Here is an 18,674-nt window from a genome sequence, read left to right as displayed (position 1 = left end):
AAAAGCGCAACCCACCCATTATTAGCAACGCTAACGGCATGATCTGCGGTGAATGGCCCAAGACGATTGCCAGATCAATGAGAATTCGAGAACTGTATTCGCGGCTGCCGAAACAGCTAGCCGTCTGCAGCGGAGTTGAAAGACTGAACGCGCGCAGTTTCAGCCGGTCCGCGATGACGTCGCGCTCGGGGGACTGCTTACAAAGAACAGCGCGCGTTAGAGGCGCCGCAGGAGCCGGCGAGTGTCAGCAATTGCAATCACCCTTGCCGCCCCAGGATTTTGCGTGAAGAAATTATCCGGACGCATGTGTGCAAATACGCTCTCAGGGCATCATCCCGTCTCAGTCCACCGTATCTCAGATGCCTTCAGATGGCTGCGCATCGCAGATTGAGCAGCGAGCGGGTCGCGCTCCTCGAGCGCGCGATAAATCGTCTCATGTTCCGCGAGTGCCGCTGCCCAGGTTTGCCCCGTCTCCGCGTGACCGCTAAGGCGCGCTGAAATCGGACTGTGACGCTCGTCGAACAATTCGGTCACCATCCGGACCAGCACGAGATTGCCGGTCATCTCTGCGATACCCACGTGGAACGCGCGATCATGGTCGAGCGGAGAGCGCCCTGCCTTGATCTGCGAGCGCATCCCATCGAGCGTCTCGCGCAGGCGGGTCAACCGCTCCGGCGTAATCAGCGCGGCAGCCAGCACGATCAGCGAGCCTTCCAATACCGCGCGTGCCTGCATCAACTCGGACGGACTTTCGCCCAAGGCGACGGTTGCATTCGGCGAACGCTCGGGCGTCCGGCACACGTAGACACCGGAGCCCTGGCGAATCTCAACGGAGCCCGCAATCTCCAGTGCGATCAGCGCTTCTCGCAGTGAGGGCCGCGAAACGCCCAGTTGCTGGGCGAGATCACGCTCGGGAGGCAAACGTGCGCCCTGGGCGAAGCCACCCGACTGGATAAGCGCCCGTATCTGGTCGGCGATGTGCTGATAGAGACGTTTCGTCTCGACCTGTTTGAGTTGGGTGCCTGTCAAATGTCCTCCCTAGAAACCGTGTGTCGCCCACCGTGCGATTGGCCGCGCCGCCTTTTTGGTCAGGCCAATTAGCCTAGATTTGACTTGATAGAGATTATAGGCCACCCGTCTGCTTGACCGTCAACTAGCCACCAGCGCTGGCTTCTGACGTGGGAGCCATGGGCCTATCGCGGCCAGCACCAGCCGCGAATACAGCTTGGTCTATCCATCCAAAGCAAAAGTGGCTTGACCAATTCTCGCTGCGTACCTATGATTAATTTGCCCCCGCCGTTCGCTGCCGCACCGGTTAAGGGTTCGTTTCGCGAAGAACAAAACCACGTACCCGCCCACCGGCGGCGTCACGAATTGGAGACAGCCTTGCTGGAATTCTCGACACGGCCCGCGCCGCGCCGCGCTCTATTGGCGCGCCCGCATTCTGGTCATGCCCGCCTCGCAGTTGCTCCGGGCGAACATCGTACGTCCGCCCCGTCCGCCCCTGTTTCGGCGTCCGAACCGGCAAACGCGCCGCCTGCCGATGCGCCCGCTCGCGCCTCACGGCCCGACGAGAACGGCGAGTTGTTGCGGCTCACGGGCGTGACCAAGCGCTTCCCGGGCGTCGTCGCACTGGACAGCGTCAGTTTCGACTTGCGGCGTGGTGAGGTTCATGCGGTATGCGGAGAAAACGGCGCGGGCAAATCCACGCTGATGAAAATCATCAGCGGCCAGTACCCGCCCGACGATGGCTCCATCATCTACAAGGGCAGCGAATGCCACTTCGCTTCGTCGCTCGACGCTCAAGCCGCAGGCATCGCCATCATTCACCAGGAGCTGAACCTGGTGCCGCACCTGTCGGTGGCTGAGAACATCTTTCTCGCCCGCGAACCGCGCCGTGGGGTATTCGTCGACCGGGCGCGTCTGCGCGCCGATGCGCAGCGCTGCCTCGACCGGCTCGGGGTCGACATCGCACCGGGAACACTCGTGCGCACGCTCCCGGTCGCGCAACGGCAAATGGTGGAAATCGCCAAGGCGCTCTCGCTGGACGCCGAAGTGCTGATCATGGACGAGCCCACGTCGTCCCTCACGGAGACGGAAACCCGCCAGCTCTTCAGGATCATTCACGAGCTGAAGCGCGCCGGCGTCGGAATCATTTATATCTCGCACCGGCTCGATGAAATGACCGAGATCGTCGACCGCGTCACCGTCATGCGCGACGGACGTTATGTGTCGACAGACGTGTTTCGCGAAACCACCATCGATAAGGTCGTCGCACGCATGGTCGGCCGTTCGCTCGAAGATAAGTTTCCGCCGCGCACGTCCGTTCCGACCGGGGAGGTCTTGCTGTCGGTCGATCAATTGACGCGCGCGAATGTCTTCGGACCCGTCAGCTTCGAATTGCGGCGCGGCGAGATCCTGGGTTTCGCCGGCTTGATGGGTGCGGGCCGAACGGAAGTGGCACGCGCGATCTTTGGCGCCGATCTGCCCGACAGCGGCACGATCAGGCTAGGTCACGAGACCCTTGCGATCCGCTCGCCGATCGACGCTATCCGGCACGGCATTGCGTACCTGTCCGAAGACCGCAAGGCCAACGGCCTGTCGCTCAACATGCCCGTCGCCAGCAATATCACGCTGGCCAACATGGATGCGGTCTCGAACCGCCTGGGATTTATACGCTTCGCAACCGAGGCCGCTGTTGCGAAACGCTACGTGGACGCACTGGGCATACGCACGCCAAGCGTCAGGCAGATCGCACGCAACCTGTCAGGCGGCAATCAGCAGAAGGTTGTCATCAGCAAGTGGCTGTTCCGCGATTCACAGGTGCTGTTCTTCGACGAGCCCACCCGCGGCATCGACGTCGGCGCCAAATTCGCGATCTACGAACTGCTCGACAAGCTGGCGGCGCAAGGCATCGGCGTGGTCATGATCAGCTCCGAACTGCCCGAGATTCTCGGCATGACGGATCGCGTGGCTGTTTTTCATGAGGGCGACCTCGTAACGATCCTCGAGACCCGTCAAACGAGTCAGGAAGAAATCATGCATTACGCCTCGGGACGCCAAGGCGCTTCGGACACCTCGGGAGCTTCGCAATGAGCACGCTTACACGTCCCAGCCCCTCGCTTGCCAGCGAACGGCGCAAGGATCTGATCCAGAAGTTTGCCGCCTTCGCCAGCCTGATTGTGATGATCCTTGTGTTCTCGTCCACGAGCGAGGCCTTCCATACCGTAGACAACGCGATGACCGTCGCGCTGCAGGTGACCTCGATTGCCTACCTTGGCGTCGCCGCGACCTGCGTCATCATCACGGGCGGCATCGACCTGTCGGTCGGCTCGGTGCTCGCGCTGTCCGGTGTCGTGGCGGCCCTCGCGGTGAAGGCCGGCATGCCGGTCACCGTCGGCATGCTGCTCGGCATCGTGGTCGGCGCGCTGTGCGGCGCAGTGAACGGTCTGTGCGTCACGCGCATGCGCCTGCCGCCGTTTATCGCCACGCTCGGCATGATGCTAGTGGCGCGTGGCCTGGCACTGCAAATCACCGGCGCGCGCCCCGTGTCGGGGCTGGGTGAAGCCTTCGGCGTGCTCGGCAACGGCGCGTTGTTCAGGATCGAGACGATCGGGGCGGACGGCTTTCCGGACGTGAAGTTTCCAGGCATCCCCTACCCCGTGTTGCTGATGATCGTCATCGCCGTCGCCGTGTCGATCATGCTAAGCCGCACCACGCTCGGCCGGCATATTTACGCGGTCGGCTCCAACGCCGAAGCGGCCCGGCTGTCCGGCGTCAATGTCGCGCGCGTGACGATGTTCACGTATGTGCTCTCCGGTGCGCTTGCAGGCGTGACCGGCTGCGTGCTGATGTCGCGACTGCTCACCGCGCAGCCGAATGAAGGCGTGATGTACGAACTCGACGCGATTGCCAGTGCGGTGATCGGCGGCACCTCGCTGATGGGCGGCGTCGGCACGATTTCCGGCACGGCGATCGGTGCATTCGTGATCGGCATTCTGCGTAATGGGTTGAACATGAATGGAGTGTCGAGCTTCATTCAGCAAATCATCATCGGCCTGGTGATTCTGGGCACTGTCTGGATCGACCAGCTCCGCAATCGCCGGTGACATCCATCGGCGCTTCGGACCGGCTGGTCTGCAGCGCCGAGAAGTCCATGTACGACAACAAATCCTCACAGGAGTAGAGACATGCGCACATTCCAACTGAGCCTGCTGGCCGCCACCCTGATGCTGGCCACCGGACTTGCTCGCGCCGCCGGCGGCGAGATCGCGGTAATCGTAAAGACATCGAGTTCCAACTACTGGCAGAACGTCCAGAAGGGCGCGAATGCGGCAATGGGTCAACTCAAGGGCTACACGATGACTTTCCAGGGCCCGGCGGCGGAAACCGCCATTGCCGACGAGGTCAACATGGTCGAGAACGCGGTGAATCGCAAGGTGGCCGGTATCGTGCTCGCCCCGTCCGATCCGGACGCGCTCGTGCCCGCCGTCAAGAAGGCGTGGGAAGCCCATATCCCGGTCGTCATCATCGATTCCGCGCTCTCCGATTCCGGCAAGCAGTACTACCAGTCATTCCTTTCGACCGACAACAAGAAGGCGGGCGAACTGTGCGCCAAAGCGCTGATCGACCGCGTGGGCCAAAGCGGCAAGATCGCGATCATGTCCTATGTCGCCGGCGCAGGCTCGGAAATCGGCCGGGTGGGCGGATTCCGCGACTATCTGAAGGCACATTCGCAATTGCAGGTGGTGGGACCTTTCTATTCGAACTCGCAGATGGCGACGGCGCTCAACCAGACCACCGACACGTTGACCGCCAATCCCGACCTCAAAGGCATTTTCGGCGCGAATGAGCCAACCGCGGTCGGCATGGGTCGCGCGCTCGAACAGTCCGGCAAAGCCGGCAAAGTGGTGGCGATCGGCTTCGACGGCAATCAGGATCTGCAGGGTTTCATCAAGGACGGCACGCTTGCCGCCACCGCCGTGCAGGGCTCGTACCAGATGGGCGAGCTAGGCGTGAAGACGGTGGTCAATCTGATCGAGAAAAAGCCGGTGTCGAAGAACCTCGATACCGGTGTGGTGATGGTGACCAAAGGCAACATCGACAAACCTGAAGCGAAGAACGTGCTGTATTGATCATCCTGGCCGACCGGACGGCTCGATATAAATCTCGCCCGGCCGCCGCTGCAAGACGTACTCGAACTAACGCTGCGCCGCTCGAAACGGCGACGAAATAAGGATTGCTATGCTTACGGTAATATGCGAGACGCCAGGAAAGCTGAGCGCACAGGAAAGGCCTAAACCCGAAACGGGAAAAAACGACGTGCTCTTACGCGTCAAGCGTGTTGGCGTATGCGGTACGGACTTGCATATTTTCACGGGAAATCAGCCTTATCTGGCCTATCCGCGCGTGATGGGCCATGAGTTGTCCGGCATCGTCGAACAGGCGCCGCCCCACAGCGGACTCGTTGCTGGCGATCAGGTCTTCGTGATGCCGTATCTGTCGTGCGGCCAATGCATTGCGTGCCGCCGCGGCAAGACCAATTGCTGCGTGAATATCCAGGTGTTGGGCGTGCATCGAGACGGCGCGTTCACCGAGTACCTGAGCGTTCCCGCGCAGTTCGTTCACAAGGCCGAAGGCATCACGCTCGATCAGGCGGCCATGGTCGAATTCCTTGCGATCGGCGCGCATGCGGTCAGGCGTGGCGACGTGAAGCAGGGTGAACGCGTGCTCGTAGTCGGCGCGGGGCCGATCGGCATGGCGGTTCTTACCTTCTGCAAACTGCGCGGTGCGACGGTGACCGTCCTCGATACGCGTGCGGACCGGCTAGATTTCTGCGTCAAACATCTAGGCGCCGCCGCAGCCGTGCAGATTGGCGACGGCGATCACGCGCAATTGTCGGAACAGACAGACGGCGACTTCTTTGATGTGGTGTTCGACGCAACCGGAAACCCCAAAGCAATGGAACGCGGCTTCCAGTTCATCGCCCATGGCGGCCGGTACGTTCTGGTTTCCATCGTGGCTGACACGATCACTTTTTCGGACCCGGAATTCCACAAGCGCGAAACCACCCTACTCGGCAGCCGTAACGCTACACTCGAGGACTTCGAAACCGTCATTAAGGCCATGCGGGCAGGCCATATCCCGGACCGCGCACTGAATACGCATCGACTGGCGTTAGCCGATGTCCCCGCTCAATTTGCGACACTGCTCGATCCTGCCGGCGGTGTCGTCAAAGCTATTGTGGAATGTTAGCGATGCGCCCTTCGCATGAGGAAGCACCAACCCTTGCCGCACCGCTCACGCAACCCATTCTGCAATTTGGCACAAGTCGTTTCCTGCAGGCACATGTCGATTTATTCGTCTCAGAGGCGCTCGAGTCGGGCCAACCAGGTGCGGCGCCAGGCGGCATTGCCGTAGTTCAGACCACAGAGAGCGCCGACAGCGCCGCGCGCGTCGCCGCGCTCGCGAACGGTCGCGGCTATCCGGTTCATATACGTGGACTGCATTCGGGCCGATTGATTGACCTAACACTCACAGGACGGGCGATTCGCCAGGCGGTACATGTGCGCAGGGATTGGGCGCGGATCCGCCAGACGATCTGCGGTCCGGTGCAGATCGTTGTCTCGAACACTGGGGACCAAGGCTATCAACTCGATGAACGCGATAACGCCAGCGATTTCGCGGACCCGAGCCGCGTACCACACAGTTTTCCTGCCAGACTGCTGTCCTTGTTGCACACTCGGTGGCAAAACCACCCCGAGGCGCCGCTATCACTCTTTCCCTGCGAGCTGATCGAAAACAACGGCGAAGTGTTAAGAGGCATCGCCGTGGAATTGGCGTTGCGGTGGCAGATGCCCGAAGAATTCATCCGCTATCTGATTGACCATTGCGTATGGGCCAATTCGCTGGTCGACAGGATCGTGTCAGAGCCGATCCGGCCTGTGGGCGCGATCGCGGAACCGTATGCACTATGGGCGATAGAACAGCAGCCACGGCTGCAGATACCGTGCGTACACCCTTCGATCGTGCTCACTCAGAATCTCCAGCATTTCGAGCGGCGCAAGCTGTTCCTGCTGAATCTCGGGCATACCTTTCTTGCCGAGCGCTGGTTACGCGAAGCTCGCGCAACTGACGAGACAGTCTGCGCTGCGATGAACGACCCTGTCCTACGCGCGGAACTCGAGACGGTCTGGCAACAGGAGGTCTTGCCGGTATTCGATCTCCTCGGTGAAGGGGATGATGCGTTGGCCTACGTCGCGCAGGTCCGCGAACGCTTGCTGAATCCGTTTCTCGCGCACCGCCTCGCCGATATTGCACAGAATCACGCGCAGAAGAAGCAGCGTCGGATTGCCCCATTGTTGGCGTTGGCGGCCTCCCTGATGCGAGCTACAGGCACGATAGTCGATCAACCACTTCTTACAGAAATGATGGCTGGCGACATCTGACGTTATCGGTATTGGCTGTTCGTGTTCCAGATCTCGCTTCAACGCATCTTCTCCGAGGCCCGATCGGTGACGATCTTGCGCGGCATATGCTTGAAAAACCGTTTGGCGGCGGCCTTGTCGTGCCGCCTTGTAGCAGGAGGTTGAGTTCGGCGCCCCGCTCGTCGACCACGCGGCACAGCAGGCACGGTTCACCACGCAGCGTAACGGACATCTCGTCCAGGTGCCACGTACCGCGCGACTTGCAGCGGGCTGCGTTCACCCTATCGGCAAAGCGTGCGCCGAACTTCTCGTACCAGCGGTGAATTGTTTCGTAGCTGACCGCCACGCCGCGCCCGAACAGCAACGCTTCAATGTCGCGCAGGCTGGACCGGTACCGGAAATACCACCGCACTGCATGGCTGACAATCGACGCCGGGAACCGGTGGCCGCATAAAGCGATTTCGTCATCGCATCATGTTACGTGAACGCCCCGCCAACGTGCCAGTACCGAGCGCCCCCTCAGTGCGAAGAATCAAAATGTGTGACCATCGGCATTTCCGTATTCGATGCCATCGTCCGCCTACAATCTGATGATGAGTCTCTTGCGTAACCATACTGGCGTGCCAGATTGATTTGCTCACGAGCCGTTTGTCTTGATGGTTGCCCCGGATTAAGACATTGCCGCTTCGCCTGGTCGCCGCGATCAATTCGCGTATGTGTCTCGACGCGCCAACTGCGCACCTGACTTGGCAGGGCCGCGTTGCAAATGGATCGAATGACCTGAACGCCGACCTATATCCGTCGCGTCAGCCGCGCGTCCCCACTTCATTCTGACGTTGAGCGAGAACGACGCGACCGTCGCCGACATGCTAGCCACCTACGACAGTCTGCGCGACAGCCCGTTCGCTACGTCTGCTTCAAGAACATTGGCCTGCCGATCGCGGCGCTGAAGCAGCTTGCTCAGCGCATTCGCGCCGACGGCCGCAAGGTCATGCTCCAAGTCGTGGCGACGAGCCGCGAGGCCGAACTGGAATCGATCCGGGCCGCGTTCAAGATCGGCGTCGACTATCTGCTCGGAGGCCGTCACGTCGAAGACGCGCTGTTGCTTCTGCGCGGCTCGCAGGTGCGGTATTTCCCGTTCGCGGGTCGCACTGTCGCGCATCCGACCGTGCTTCAAGGAAAGATGGACGAAATCGTCGAGGACGCGCGCCGCATCGCATCGATTTCCGGTGTGCACGGGCTGGACCTGCTTGTGTATCGCTTCGCAGGCGAGGGCGATCCGGCCGAACTGACGAGGCACGTCGTCGAGGCCGTCGACGTGCCTGTCATTGCCGCAGGCAGCATCGACGGCGAAACGCGCGTGAAGGCGATGATTCATGCAGACACTTTGGGCTTCGCCGTCGGCAGCGCGCTGTTACGCAAGCCTTAGTCGATCGCCGCCTGTCCGCCCAGATCGATACGATCTTCAAAAAATCGAGGGCGCGACCTGATGACGGGCGACCACAGCCTCACTTCGCGGTAAAGAGCGCCTCGAGACGATAGCGCCGCTTGACGATGGGCGATTCGACGATCACGTAGCTGAAGTACGTCTGGATGCCGACGTCGCGCTCGAGCAGCCCCTCGATCACGCTGTGGTAGTGCGCGATGTCGCGTGTCACGAACTTGAGCAGATAGTCGTAGCCGCCCGTCGCGTGATGGCACTCCATGATCTCGTCGATGTCGCGAATGGCGTCGATAAAGCGCACGAAGTCTTCGCGGCGGTGGTCCGCGAGCGTGATCTTGGCGAACACGATCTGGATGTCGCCGAGCTTCTCGATCTTCAACACCGCCCCGTAACCCGCGATGAAGCCGGCCGTCTCGAGCCGCCTGACGCGCGTGAGGCACGGGCTGGGCGACAGTCCAACGGCGTCGGACAGTTCCACGTTGGTCATGCGGCCACGCATTTGCAGCTCGGCGAGAATGCGCAAGTCCAGCCGGTCGAGTGTGCAATCCGTTTTCATCCCCGCCTTGCCTCCTTGCAATCAGGCGCCTCCATACGGGCGCCTCGGAGTGGTTCACGAGCTCAATAGTAGCCCGACACGCACGCCCGACGATAAGACGATCCTGCTATTTTTCCCGATTGTGCATCGCGTCACTCTCGCCGCAGGAACTGCCGTGAATCCCCTCGACAACGAGTAAAAACCTGTCTTTTCCTGTCATCAATTCGGTGTAACAGCGAAGTCGTTCCCGTTTAAATTTCATCCACTGACATTTCCATCGGTGCTTGCCCGAACTGGTGTGCGGCAAGCCCTTCATTCAAGAGTCCCTTGGGATTCGTTACGCATCGAGACTGAAGACATGATCGACTTCGAGCCAAAATTTATCACGTTCGACTGCTACGGCACCCTTGTCAACTTTCGCATGGCCGAAATGGCGCGCGAAATCTACGGGAACCGCCTTCACGGGGACGCGCTGGAGAACTTCGTCAAGCTGTTCGCCGCCTATCGCCGCGACGAAGTGCTCGGCGCCTGGAAACCCTACCGCCAGGTCGTCCTGAACGCCGTGCGCCGCACCTGCGAACGAACGGGCGTAACGTTCGCCGAAAGCGAGGCCGAAAAATTCTACCTGGCAGTGCCGACGTGGGGACCGCATCCGGACGTCCCCGAAGGTCTCTCGCGCCTGGCGAAGAAATACAAGTTGGTGGGCCTCACCAACGCGGACAACTCGCAGATCGCGAGCAACATCGAAAAGCTCGGGGCTCCATTTCACGCCGTCATCACGGCCGAAGATGCCCAGGCCTACAAGCCGCGTATGCAAGGCTTCGAATACATGTTCAAGAAGCTTGACGTGCAGCCTCACGAAATCCTGCACGTCTCGTCGAGCCCGCGCTACGACCTGATGACAGCGCACGATCTCGGCATCGTGCACAAGGCGCACGTGCTGCGCGGCCACGAACCCGAAGCGCCGGAATACGGTTATACGGCCGTCAAGAGTATCGTCGAATTGGCCGAGCAGCTTGGCCTGTAAGCGACTTGCGTCTCCTTGACCGCCGTGTTCGACGGCGGCCAGGGATTCGCATCGCGCGACCGATGTGACGTCTGTCCGCAGGTCGACAGCGCGTCGGAAACGTCCAGCTCTACTGCAGTCCACCCTTCTCGCGTCGCATTGCCCATGTTCACGCCCAGCACTTCCGCAAGCTTATGCACAACCTCCGCCGTTGCGCTGGATACCCTGTTGGCGAGCGGCCTGTCGGTTAGCTTCCCACGCTTGAATGCATTCGACGCGCTCGCGATCATGCGCCGTGTCTATGGCATCGACGGCGCGGCGACACGATTTGCCACCGAGAAGGACGACACGTTCCGCATCGACGCAAGCGACGGCGCGCGGTACGTACTGAAAGTCTCGAATCCCGGCGAGACGGCCGAAGAGCTCGATTTGCAGGTCGCTGCGATGCGCCACGTTGCCGCCGTCGCGCCCGACTTGCCGGTGCCCCGCGTGCTGCCGGGTATCGGCGGACGATTCGTCGTACCCGTGGGGTCACCCCCGCAGCCGCCTCGTACGGCGAGGCTCTATAGCTATCTCGAAGGTCTGCCGCTGGACGCACTGCACGGCATCGCGGTCGATCATTACGAGATCGGTACGGTGCTGGCGCGGCTGCAACGGGCCATGGCCAGTTTTCGCCATCCGCACCAGCACCGCGTGCTCGCCTGGGACGTGAAGCATCTGGCAAGTCTCGCCGGCTTGCAGACCCATATCGCCGATCCCTCGCATCGTTCCCTCATCGGGGAGGCGTTCGCGCGCTTCGCCGAGATCGAGCCGGCACTGCGCCACTGTCCCGCGCAAGTCGTACACAACGACTTCAACCGCTCGAACATCGTCGCGACCCCGGGCGGCCGGAGCTTCGTCAGCGGAATCATCGACTTCGGCGACACTGTGCATACCGCGGTAGCGATCGACGTGGCCACGGCGGTCATGAACCAGTTCCCGATGGACTTCGATGCCGACGGCCCGCACGACCTCTTCGATCAGGCCCGCGAACTCCTGCGCGGCTATCTCGCCCATGCACAACTGAGCGCCGACGAATTGCGCCTGATTCCGCACCTCGCCATGGCGCGCGTCGCGGCGCGGGCCTTACTCACGTCATGGCGAGCGATGCTGTTTCCGGAGAACGAAGCGTACATCCTGCGTTTCACCCGGCCCGGATGGGAGCATCTGCGCTGGTTAGCGCAGCGCGACCCCGAGACGGTTTCCAACGCCTTGCTCTAGTTCTTCCATCGCCCCGCTCACCTCACCGATCCTGACCGCCCCATGAATACCACCACCACGTCGCAGCCGGCCGCTCAAACCGAGGCCCTCGGTACCAGCAAAACCCACGACGCACTGCGCGGCGACATGCCGAACGGCTTCGATCCGGCGTCGCTCGACCACCTCGACGCCGCCGCGCAACGGCACATCGCGCGCCGCTTGCGGCTGCTCAGTCCGTCGTATCGATTGTTCTACGCCGAGCCCGTCAAAATCGTGCGCGGCGAGAAGGTCTATCTGTACGACGACCAGGGGAACGACTATCTCGATGCCTACAACAACGTTGTCTGCGTCGGGCATGCCAATCCGCGCATCGTCGATGCCGTCACCCGCCAGCTCTCGACGCTCTGCACGCATACCCGCTATATGCAGGAGCCGATCCTCGACTACGCCGAGGACCTGCTCTCGACGTTCAACACGTCGATCCGCGCAGGCCAGATGATGTTCACCTGCACCGGCTCCGAGGCCAACGACCTGGCCACGCGCATCGCGATGCAGTACACCGGCAAGACCGGCGTGATCGTGACCAGCGAGGCCTATCACGGCAACTCACACCTGACCTCGAGCTTTTCACCGTCGCTGGGTCGGAGGGCCTTGCTGGGTCCCTACGTGCGCACGGTGCCGGCTCCCGACTCGTACAGGATGACGCCTTCGGAGATCGGCCAGCGCATGGCCGGACAGGTCGAGATGCAGATCGAGGACATCCGACGTCACGGCGGCGGTCTGGCGGCGTTCATCGCCGATTCGTTCTTCTCGTCGGATGGCGTGTTCGCCCACCCGACCGATGTACTCGCACCGGTAGCCGAGGTGGTGCGCCGCGCCGGCGGGCTGTTCATCGCGGACGAGGTGCAGTCCGGCTTCGGGCGCAGCGGTACGCATATGTGGGGGCATGAGCGCCATGGAGTCGTGCCCGACATTGTCACGCTCGGCAAACCGATGGGCAACGGCTATCCGGTTGCGGGCCTGGTCGTGCGCCCCGAAGTCGTCGCAGGCTTCGGGCAGGACATGCGCTACTTCAACACCTTCGGCGGCAATTCGGTCGCGATCGCGGCCGCGCAGGCCACGCTCGACGTGCTGCGCGACGAGCACGTGCTCGACAACGCGCAGCGGGTCGGCGCGATCCTGCTCGAGGGCTTGAACACACTGGCAAGGAAATATGAATGCATCGGCGACGTGCGCGGCACGGGCCTGTATTTCGGCGTCGAGATCGTGCACGATCGCGCGAAGAAGGACACCGACATCGCGACGGCGCTCAAGATCGTCAACGGCTTGCGCCAGCGGCGCGTGCTGATTTCCGCGACCGGGCCGGACGCGAGTGTGCTGAAGATCCGCCCGCCGCTGGTCTTTGGCGCTAACGATGCCGACCGCCTGTTGACGGAGTTGGACACGGTGCTTGCCGCACTGTGATCGTCGCTGACTGGCCGTGTGAACGTGTCCGATCGTCGGCAAGCGGCCCGACGAGCGCAATTAGGCCCACGCGGAAGTCTCCGCGGTCGGGTGGGCTCCGACAGGCTTTCGGCCAGTAAGCGGAATTTAACGCCCACGTGTTGGACGTTTAACCATCTGGAGACGGTTCGCGCCGCATAATTAGCTGGGCGAATCATCATCCAAGCCATTCATGGGAGCAAAAGTGACCGCAGTATTCGTATTGCACCGCGCCGACGGTGCGCCTGCTTCGACCGCCTTCCGCAGGGGAGCTTTCGGCCAGAACGATCCGTTCGCACGTAATCGCGAGATCGCGTGGGAAGGACCGGACGCGATGGCCACCGGCCGCGTCAGCTTCATCGGCGAGCTCGACGTGGCGAGTTTTCCCCACATCGAAACGATCGTCGTCATGGAAGGCTCGCTCACACTGGAAGCGGCCGGCATGGCGCCGCTGGTGCTGGGCCCGCAAGAGGGTGCGGTGATCGGCAAGGGTACTGCGCTTCGCTTCAGGGCGCGAGCGCGCTCGCTTTTCGTGTTCTGCGCCGCGGCTTGCAGGAGGCCGACAACGACAGGCCTCGTCCCGTTGCGCGCGCAAGCCGACTTCAAGCCATCTGCAACGCTTCCTGCAGAGGTACTACTGGGCCCGGCTCCCGAATGCCGTAGCGACAACGTGTTCACCGACGACGACGCGCAATACAAAGCGGGTACATGGGATTCGACGCCTTACCATCGGATCGTTCGCCCGCATCGCGTCAACGAATTCATGCATCTCCTCGCCGGCGGCGTGCGATTCGCCGCGCCTGACGGCAGCGTGCTGTCCCTCGGCGCCGGCGACGCGCTCTTCGTGCCGCAGGGTGCGTCGATCGGATGGGAAAGCAGCGAACGCGTGGCGAAGTTCTACGTTACGCAAACCGTCGAGGCCGTCATTTCCTCGACATTTCGCAAGCTCAACGAGTAGGCCACATACCACCGCACGCACAGAAGTATCACGTCCAGAGGATAGTGCAGGCTTCCTGTTGCGGGCGCATCGCGACAAGGCGGCAGCACGCCGTTACTTCGAGAAAGCCATCGATGAGAACGGAACTCCCGAGACCGTGACCATCGATAAGAGCGGGGCGAATCTGGCCGCCCTCCAGTCCATCGACGCCGAGCGGGAAACGCCCATCAAGGTCCGGCAGGTCAAGTATCCGAACGACGTACGCGACGCGCGGTCTCCGCCTTTTTCGTCCAGATCGGCTGGAGAATCCGCACGATCATCGCGGTATCGATGTCACGCACCCGGACTTCGCCAATCACAGGGTACGCGCATGTGCTGAGTGTGTTGCGCCACTGCTGGACATGCTCGCGATTGCGCCACTGAGCTTCCTGTACACGGATAAACGCTTCGGCTGCCTCACGGAACGTCACGTTGGCATCCGATTAGATATCGAGCAACTGTCTACGCTGCTGCCCTCGCCGCGCAAGGATGGGATCAATCAGGTCTCTGACCATGTCACGGTATCCGGCGGCCAGTTTCCGCGCCTCGCCAAGCGAGACGCGCGAACGCGGTCCGAGGCCCATCTCCCGCACGCGCCCGCTAAGCTTGAACCGAAACACCCATGAACGCGCACCGCTGTCAGCGATCTGCATATAGAGACCTCCGCCGTCCGCATAATGGCCCAGGGCCACCTCCTTCGCGACCTCTATTCCTACCCACGAAACCCATCCCGCTACCCATACTTCGTGAGGAAATTGTGCGGGACGTTACCGGTAGCCGCAAGCGTACCACTACCCATAAACGGCTTTAAAATCAGCAACCTGGAGGATGTCTGCGGAAGTGTAGAGGAACCCGATTGATTTCCGGAAAACCAACCAAATAACTTCCGTCTTGGGTCGTTCAAGCGATCAAACCTCCATAATTTCACTGGCCCGTTACCCAAATAACTTGCGCGATTGAATGCGTTTAACCATAAAATTTCCGCCATCGCAGAAGCGTGATCGAGCCAGCAGTTTCAAGACGGCTTTGAACAGTCCCAGTCAACAACGTCGAGGCGAGCGTCCCGAATTCGGCCTTTGCTGCCGCTGGGACCGGACGACCGCTACGTCAGCAATGTGGCGGACTGCAGCAGGTGGTTTGGCGTCGCCGCCGAGTGCCAGCTTTCTCGATCAGCGAACTCACACTCCCGACCCATTTCGGTCAGTTGACCTTCTCCGAACCGGTCAGTCGGCTGAAAGCAGTTTGAGAACCGGAGTGCTCATAAGCGGACGTTGGCGACTTCACACAATTGGCCACAAGCGGCTGGTCACGTATACCGTTGATCGGACATTCAGGCGTCGGCTCTGGCCTCCGTAACCGGCCATTCGACTATCAAAGACGAACGCTTCGTCACTGGCCCGTTCGCTAGTGCGGTGGGTATGCCGCTCAAAAAGGACCAGGAGGCCAACGCCGTTGACACGGCATCACAGTGTTCGTCGGTAGCTCAGTGCGGAGTGCTGGAGTGGCTTCAGACATGACTGATCCTCCTCGCCGTATCATGCTTCGGTCTCGTAAAGCAGACCGTAGCTCTGGCCTGTTCGCTTTATTCGCGCGAAGCCGAGTTCCCCCAAATGCATACCGGCGATCAACAGTCCCTCCGAACTGACCAGGTCCAGAAGCCGTGATCGTGTGGCGACTGCCAGGGAAGGGTCTTGATCGAATGCAATCGATACGTCTGGCCGTTCAATCTGGATGTGAGGAAAATGAACAGTATCTCCCCAGACAAGCAGGCTCTGATCGCGGGATTCGAGCAGATATCCGGAGTGTCCATCTGTGTGTCCCGGTAGTGGCATCGCTCTGATACCGGGGAGCACTTCCCCTTCATCGAAAGTACGGAGCTTGTTGCGGTAGCCGTCGAACACTTGACGCGCTATCAGGAAGTTACCGCGGGCACGCTCGCTGGCGCGGCTTAGATTCCCGTCATCCTGCCAAAATTCGACCTCTCGATGATGAGCAACAAGCTCCGCATTCGGAAAGGTAATTTGTCCGGCCGCGTCCACTAGCCCTCCGACATGGTCGGGATGAGCGTGCGTGAGCAGGATTGTGTCGATCTCGGATAGTTCGACGCCAGCAAGCGATAAATTGGTTCTCAGGCGACCTCCCCATTGCTTGATGCCTCCAGCCCCACCGTCGATGAGAATTGTGCGACCCGCTCCGCGTACAACGTAGCAGTTGATATGCACGGCGGCAGGCTCCTTCTGGCCTGCATCACTTTGTATTCTGGAGGCTTCGGACGGGGCGATATTCGAGAGGAACTCCAGGCTAGCGGTGAGGTAGCCGTCGCTGATTGCGGTGATCGTGAAATCCCCGGCTCGCTGACTTGGAAACGTGATGGTGGACACAACTCTTCTCCAGAAGACTTCCTAATTGCGGGCGTGAATGTTCGACGCGGCATAACCAAAACAACGGATGCGCGCCGTGAGACCCGTGCAGCGCGCAATGGCGTCGTCCAGGGCTTCCATGAACTGGTTCATTACCGAAGGCGTGCGAAACGTCTCAAGGCGATATTGGACTTCCGCGAAGACGGGATGTCCGTGCCCATGGCGAACGTCGACATGGATGACATGAACGTTTTCGAGCGCTGCTTCAAGGACACTCGTACAGAGTTCGACGCAGTCGCGGGAAAGCTCGGCAAGCCTCTCATCAGACGGCATTTGCCCCGTAGAAATATAGAAAGTGACATTGGGCATCGCGGACCTATTTTTCCTGTCCGGTCGAAACGGTGCAGGAGCGTGTCAGTTGTCCCGTCATCGGCGAATAGAGGTGGACACCTTCGGGCATGCTCCCGACAAGCTGAGTGTTTCGCCGAGGCAGTTTTGCGAGCCAACGGTGTTCCGGAAATTTCTCCAACGCAACTGCTCGCATGGCCAACGGTGTGAGACCCATCTGGATCAGCGGTTCGGGGCCGTTTGCACAAAGCACGAGGAGTTCGTCTGCATTTACCGCTGGCGCAAGGCCGATATCGCTGTAGAGATTTCGGTGCCATTCGACGATGTGTTGCTGCCACCTTGCAAAATTGCCGCCGCCTTTCTGGCGATAATCCTCTCCCGTCAGGACATCGAGACCGTCGATCGTGTGGACGGCAAGGTAGACCGGGCAACCATCGCTTAACGCCTTGAAGCGCTGTGACGTGTGAAAGCCAGTCACCGAGATGAGGGCGGGCAGCTTTTCAAGGCTGTAGAAGTCGTTCCATTCGGCTTCGCTGCTTGGATCGGCGAAGCTGCATTCCACCGTGTAGATCATCAGATTATCCTTCGTGGCGCGTTAGCAGATTACTGCAAACGATCCATGTTCATTGCGATAACGTAATGCTAATCTGAGATTTTCGGCGTATATAACGATATAAAGTCAGCCTTCAGTGACATTTACTCAAGCTGGCGTCGAAGGCAAATCAATCGGCGAGACCCCAATGCGACGTAAGATCCCAAGCAATTCCGCACTCCAGGCTTTTGAGGCCGCCGCTCGACACGGCAGCTTCGCCCGCGCGGCCGAAGAACTGGCGCTGACCGAGGGCGCCGTTAGTCGTCAGATCGGTCGCCTGGAGGCATTTTTGGGTGTTGCGCTGTTCGAGCGCGTTGGAAATCGGGTACGGCTTGCTCCGAACGGCACGCGATACGCGGTGCAGGTTCGCGGGATTCTGGATCGGCTGGAGCGGGACAGCCTATATCTGATGGGGCAGCCGATCGAAGGCGCGAGCATTGATATCGCCGCGATTCCGACCTTCGCCACCCGTTGGCTTATCCCCCGCCTGAAACGGTTTCAAAATATGCATCCGACCATCACCGTGCATATCGCCGAACGAATGGAACCGTTCATTCTTTCCGGAAGCGGTTTCGACGCAGCGATCCATTTCGAGCATCCGGCATGGGCGGGTATGCATCTGCATCGACTGCTGGAAGAGGTGCTTGTACCGGTCTGTAGTCCGGCGCTCCTCGCGGACGCAGGCGCGAAGCCGGCGCTAGACGAATTGCCGCGCCTTCACAGGCGGCAAAATCCGGACGCGTGGCAGCTTTATGCACACGAGGCCGGCATCGCGCTGACCAATTCGGCGGTCGGGGCACGTTACGATCTCCATTCCATGCTGATAGAGGCAGCGGTAGCTGGTCTGGGCGTCGCGTTGGTGCCGCGTCTTTACATCGGGGCAGAGCTCGAACAAGGGCGCCTGGTTGCGCCCTGGCCGGACCGCGAAGCGATTACCAAAAACTTCTGCCTTGTTCTTCCTGAACCGCTCGAGTTGAGTGCACGGCCACTACAGGCATTTGCGAAATGGGTTCTTGACGAAGCCCGGGGCACAGCGCCTTAAAGCCGCGCCCGACACGCGTCACAAAATAGCGATCCGGCAGGGTTGCCATCCCTAGGCGGTCGCTTCGCTTCGAATGAACTGTCGCCAGTCGACGAACGGCCGTTGGAGCTTTGACAGCCGCCATAGTTGTGACGCGGGGGTCGACGGGCCGTAACGGGTCGGGCTGAGTCCATCCGCGCTTCGAACTCATCGTCGCAAACCCGTCATTGGTGTTTCGCTTCCC

The 18,674-nt window shown here is 60.8% G+C and carries 18 protein-coding genes and 3 pseudogenes; 12 read left to right on the top strand and 9 right to left on the bottom strand.

The features are described 5' to 3' along the window. Window positions 1–330 precede the first annotated feature (330 nt). Window positions 331–1,029: a FadR/GntR family transcriptional regulator gene (locus P0D68_RS22285; protein WP_091804037.1), complete on the bottom strand. Its 699-nt coding sequence runs from the start codon at window positions 1,027–1,029 to the stop codon at window positions 331–333. 555 nt (window positions 1,030–1,584) lie between these two features. On the opposite strand from P0D68_RS22285, the gene P0D68_RS22280 reads away from it, so the two are divergent. The 5 genes from P0D68_RS22280 (at window position 1,585) to P0D68_RS22260 (ending at window position 7,448) form a co-directional block, all read left to right on the top strand. Then, window positions 1,585–3,096, top strand: coding sequence for a sugar ABC transporter ATP-binding protein (locus P0D68_RS22280; protein WP_408302995.1), 1,512 nt, complete (start codon window positions 1,585–1,587; stop codon window positions 3,094–3,096). Then, window positions 3,093–4,109 carry an ABC transporter permease gene (locus P0D68_RS22275; RefSeq protein WP_408302949.1) on the top strand — a complete coding sequence of 339 codons (1,017 nt, stop codon included), beginning with the start codon at window positions 3,093–3,095 and terminating at the stop codon, window positions 4,107–4,109. Before P0D68_RS22280 ends, P0D68_RS22275 begins: the two co-directional genes overlap by 4 nt. A gap of 81 nt (window positions 4,110–4,190) precedes the next feature. Next, the gene (locus P0D68_RS22270; RefSeq protein ID WP_091804046.1) at window positions 4,191–5,135 is read left to right on the top strand and encodes an ABC transporter substrate-binding protein; all 945 of its coding nucleotides are present in this window, start codon (window positions 4,191–4,193) and stop codon (window positions 5,133–5,135) included. 109 nt (window positions 5,136–5,244) lie between these two features. Beyond that, a complete protein-coding gene (locus P0D68_RS22265) occupies window positions 5,245–6,255 on the top strand; it encodes a zinc-binding alcohol dehydrogenase family protein (RefSeq protein WP_091804049.1) in 1,011 nt (336 codons plus the stop codon). A gap of 2 nt (window positions 6,256–6,257) precedes the next feature. Beyond that, the gene (locus P0D68_RS22260) at window positions 6,258–7,448 is read left to right on the top strand and encodes a mannitol dehydrogenase family protein (RefSeq protein ID WP_408468749.1); all 1,191 of its coding nucleotides are present in this window, start codon (window positions 6,258–6,260) and stop codon (window positions 7,446–7,448) included. 59 nt (window positions 7,449–7,507) lie between these two features. Here P0D68_RS22260 and P0D68_RS22255 read toward each other — a convergent pair. Beyond that, window positions 7,508–7,887, bottom strand: a pseudogene (locus P0D68_RS22255) (IS6 family transposase); the annotation flags it as partial. A 531-nt stretch (window positions 7,888–8,418) separates the two neighbouring features. Between P0D68_RS22255 and P0D68_RS22250 the strand changes: the two are divergent. Further along, the gene (locus tag P0D68_RS22250; RefSeq protein ID WP_408302945.1) at window positions 8,419–8,856 is read left to right on the top strand and encodes a hypothetical protein; all 438 of its coding nucleotides are present in this window, start codon (window positions 8,419–8,421) and stop codon (window positions 8,854–8,856) included. 79 nt (window positions 8,857–8,935) lie between these two features. Here the strand turns inward: P0D68_RS22250 and P0D68_RS22245 are convergent, their stop codons facing one another. Next, a complete protein-coding gene (locus tag P0D68_RS22245) occupies window positions 8,936–9,427 on the bottom strand; it encodes an Lrp/AsnC family transcriptional regulator (protein WP_408302943.1) in 492 nt (163 codons plus the stop codon). Window positions 9,428–9,764: 337 nt separating this feature from the next. Between P0D68_RS22245 and P0D68_RS22240 the strand changes: the two genes are divergently transcribed. From P0D68_RS22240 to P0D68_RS22225, 4 genes are all read left to right on the top strand, one after another. Next, window positions 9,765–10,433 carry a haloacid dehalogenase type II gene (locus tag P0D68_RS22240; protein ID WP_091804062.1) on the top strand — a complete coding sequence of 223 codons (669 nt, stop codon included), beginning with the start codon at window positions 9,765–9,767 and terminating at the stop codon, window positions 10,431–10,433. Between the two features lie 207 nt (window positions 10,434–10,640). Further along, window positions 10,641–11,672 carry a phosphotransferase gene (locus P0D68_RS22235; protein ID WP_408302941.1) on the top strand — a complete coding sequence of 344 codons (1,032 nt, stop codon included), beginning with the start codon at window positions 10,641–10,643 and terminating at the stop codon, window positions 11,670–11,672. A 126-nt stretch (window positions 11,673–11,798) separates the two neighbouring features. Then, window positions 11,799–13,115 carry an aspartate aminotransferase family protein gene (locus P0D68_RS22230; protein WP_177205191.1) on the top strand — a complete coding sequence of 439 codons (1,317 nt, stop codon included), beginning with the start codon at window positions 11,799–11,801 and terminating at the stop codon, window positions 13,113–13,115. A 223-nt stretch (window positions 13,116–13,338) separates the two neighbouring features. After that, window positions 13,339–14,091, top strand: a complete 753-nt coding sequence (locus P0D68_RS22225; protein ID WP_408302939.1) for a cupin domain-containing protein — start codon at window positions 13,339–13,341, stop codon at window positions 14,089–14,091. Here the strand turns inward: P0D68_RS22225 and P0D68_RS22220 are convergent. Continuing rightward, window positions 14,052–14,180 (bottom strand): annotated as a pseudogene (locus tag P0D68_RS22220) (IS6 family transposase); the annotation flags it as partial. The gene P0D68_RS22225 and the pseudogene P0D68_RS22220 sit on opposite strands and share 40 nt — an antisense overlap. On the opposite strand from P0D68_RS22220, the pseudogene P0D68_RS22215 reads away from it, so the two are divergent. Next, window positions 14,141–14,332, top strand: a pseudogene (locus P0D68_RS22215) (DDE-type integrase/transposase/recombinase); the annotation flags it as partial. The pseudogenes P0D68_RS22220 and P0D68_RS22215 sit on opposite strands and share 40 nt — an antisense overlap. Here the strand turns inward: P0D68_RS22215 and P0D68_RS22210 are convergent. The 5 genes from P0D68_RS22210 to P0D68_RS22190 all read right to left on the bottom strand — a co-directional run bounded on the left by P0D68_RS22210 (window position 14,313) and on the right by P0D68_RS22190 (window position 17,391). Further along, window positions 14,313–14,540, bottom strand: a complete 228-nt coding sequence (locus P0D68_RS22210; protein ID WP_408302937.1) for a phage integrase central domain-containing protein — start codon at window positions 14,538–14,540, stop codon at window positions 14,313–14,315. The pseudogene P0D68_RS22215 and the gene P0D68_RS22210 sit on opposite strands and share 20 nt — an antisense overlap. Before the next feature lie 12 nt (window positions 14,541–14,552). After that, complete coding sequence (locus P0D68_RS22205) at window positions 14,553–14,801, bottom strand: Arm DNA-binding domain-containing protein (RefSeq protein ID WP_286162122.1); 249 nt, start codon at window positions 14,799–14,801, stop codon at window positions 14,553–14,555. Window positions 14,802–15,644: 843 nt separating this feature from the next. Beyond that, a complete protein-coding gene (locus P0D68_RS22200) occupies window positions 15,645–16,490 on the bottom strand; it encodes an MBL fold metallo-hydrolase (RefSeq protein ID WP_408302934.1) in 846 nt (281 codons plus the stop codon). Between the two features lie 21 nt (window positions 16,491–16,511). Beyond that, window positions 16,512–16,838, bottom strand: a complete 327-nt coding sequence (locus P0D68_RS22195; RefSeq protein WP_408184740.1) for a hypothetical protein — start codon at window positions 16,836–16,838, stop codon at window positions 16,512–16,514. A 7-nt stretch (window positions 16,839–16,845) separates the two neighbouring features. Next, window positions 16,846–17,391 carry a sugar ABC transporter gene (locus P0D68_RS22190; RefSeq protein ID WP_408302932.1) on the bottom strand — a complete coding sequence of 182 codons (546 nt, stop codon included), beginning with the start codon at window positions 17,389–17,391 and terminating at the stop codon, window positions 16,846–16,848. A gap of 166 nt (window positions 17,392–17,557) precedes the next feature. On the opposite strand from P0D68_RS22190, the gene P0D68_RS22185 reads away from it, so the two are divergent. Beyond that, window positions 17,558–18,451, top strand: coding sequence for a LysR substrate-binding domain-containing protein (locus P0D68_RS22185; RefSeq protein ID WP_408302990.1), 894 nt, complete (start codon window positions 17,558–17,560; stop codon window positions 18,449–18,451). The last annotated feature ends 223 nt before the right edge of the window (window positions 18,452–18,674 follow it).

The sequence above is a fragment of the Paraburkholderia sp. RL17-380-BIE-A genome (genome assembly GCF_046028085.1).
Lineage (GTDB): Bacteria > Pseudomonadota > Gammaproteobacteria > Burkholderiales > Burkholderiaceae > Paraburkholderia.
This window is presented reverse-complemented; position numbering and strand designations above follow the sequence as displayed.

Excerpts from the sequence above, each read along its gene's own strand:
- P0D68_RS22275 (WP_408302949.1), top strand. The coding sequence starts at position 3,093 with ATGAGCACGCTTACACGTCCCAGCCCCTCGCTTGCCAGCGAACGGCGC.
- P0D68_RS22270 (WP_091804046.1), top strand. The coding sequence starts at position 4,191 with ATGCGCACATTCCAACTGAGCCTGCTGGCCGCCACCCTGATGCTGGCC.
- P0D68_RS22265 (WP_091804049.1), top strand. The coding sequence starts at position 5,245 with ATGCTTACGGTAATATGCGAGACGCCAGGAAAGCTGAGCGCACAGGAA.
- P0D68_RS22260 (WP_408468749.1), top strand. The coding sequence starts at position 6,258 with ATGCGCCCTTCGCATGAGGAAGCACCAACCCTTGCCGCACCGCTCACG.
- P0D68_RS22250 (WP_408302945.1), top strand. The coding sequence starts at position 8,419 with ATGCTCCAAGTCGTGGCGACGAGCCGCGAGGCCGAACTGGAATCGATC.
- P0D68_RS22245 (WP_408302943.1), bottom strand. The coding sequence starts at position 9,427 with ATGAAAACGGATTGCACACTCGACCGGCTGGACTTGCGCATTCTCGCC.
- P0D68_RS22240 (WP_091804062.1), top strand. The coding sequence starts at position 9,765 with ATGATCGACTTCGAGCCAAAATTTATCACGTTCGACTGCTACGGCACC.
- P0D68_RS22230 (WP_177205191.1), top strand. The coding sequence starts at position 11,799 with ATGCCGAACGGCTTCGATCCGGCGTCGCTCGACCACCTCGACGCCGCC.
- P0D68_RS22195 (WP_408184740.1), bottom strand. The coding sequence starts at position 16,838 with ATGCCCAATGTCACTTTCTATATTTCTACGGGGCAAATGCCGTCTGAT.
- P0D68_RS22190 (WP_408302932.1), bottom strand. The coding sequence starts at position 17,391 with ATGATCTACACGGTGGAATGCAGCTTCGCCGATCCAAGCAGCGAAGCC.
- P0D68_RS22185 (WP_408302990.1), top strand. The coding sequence starts at position 17,558 with ATGCGACGTAAGATCCCAAGCAATTCCGCACTCCAGGCTTTTGAGGCC.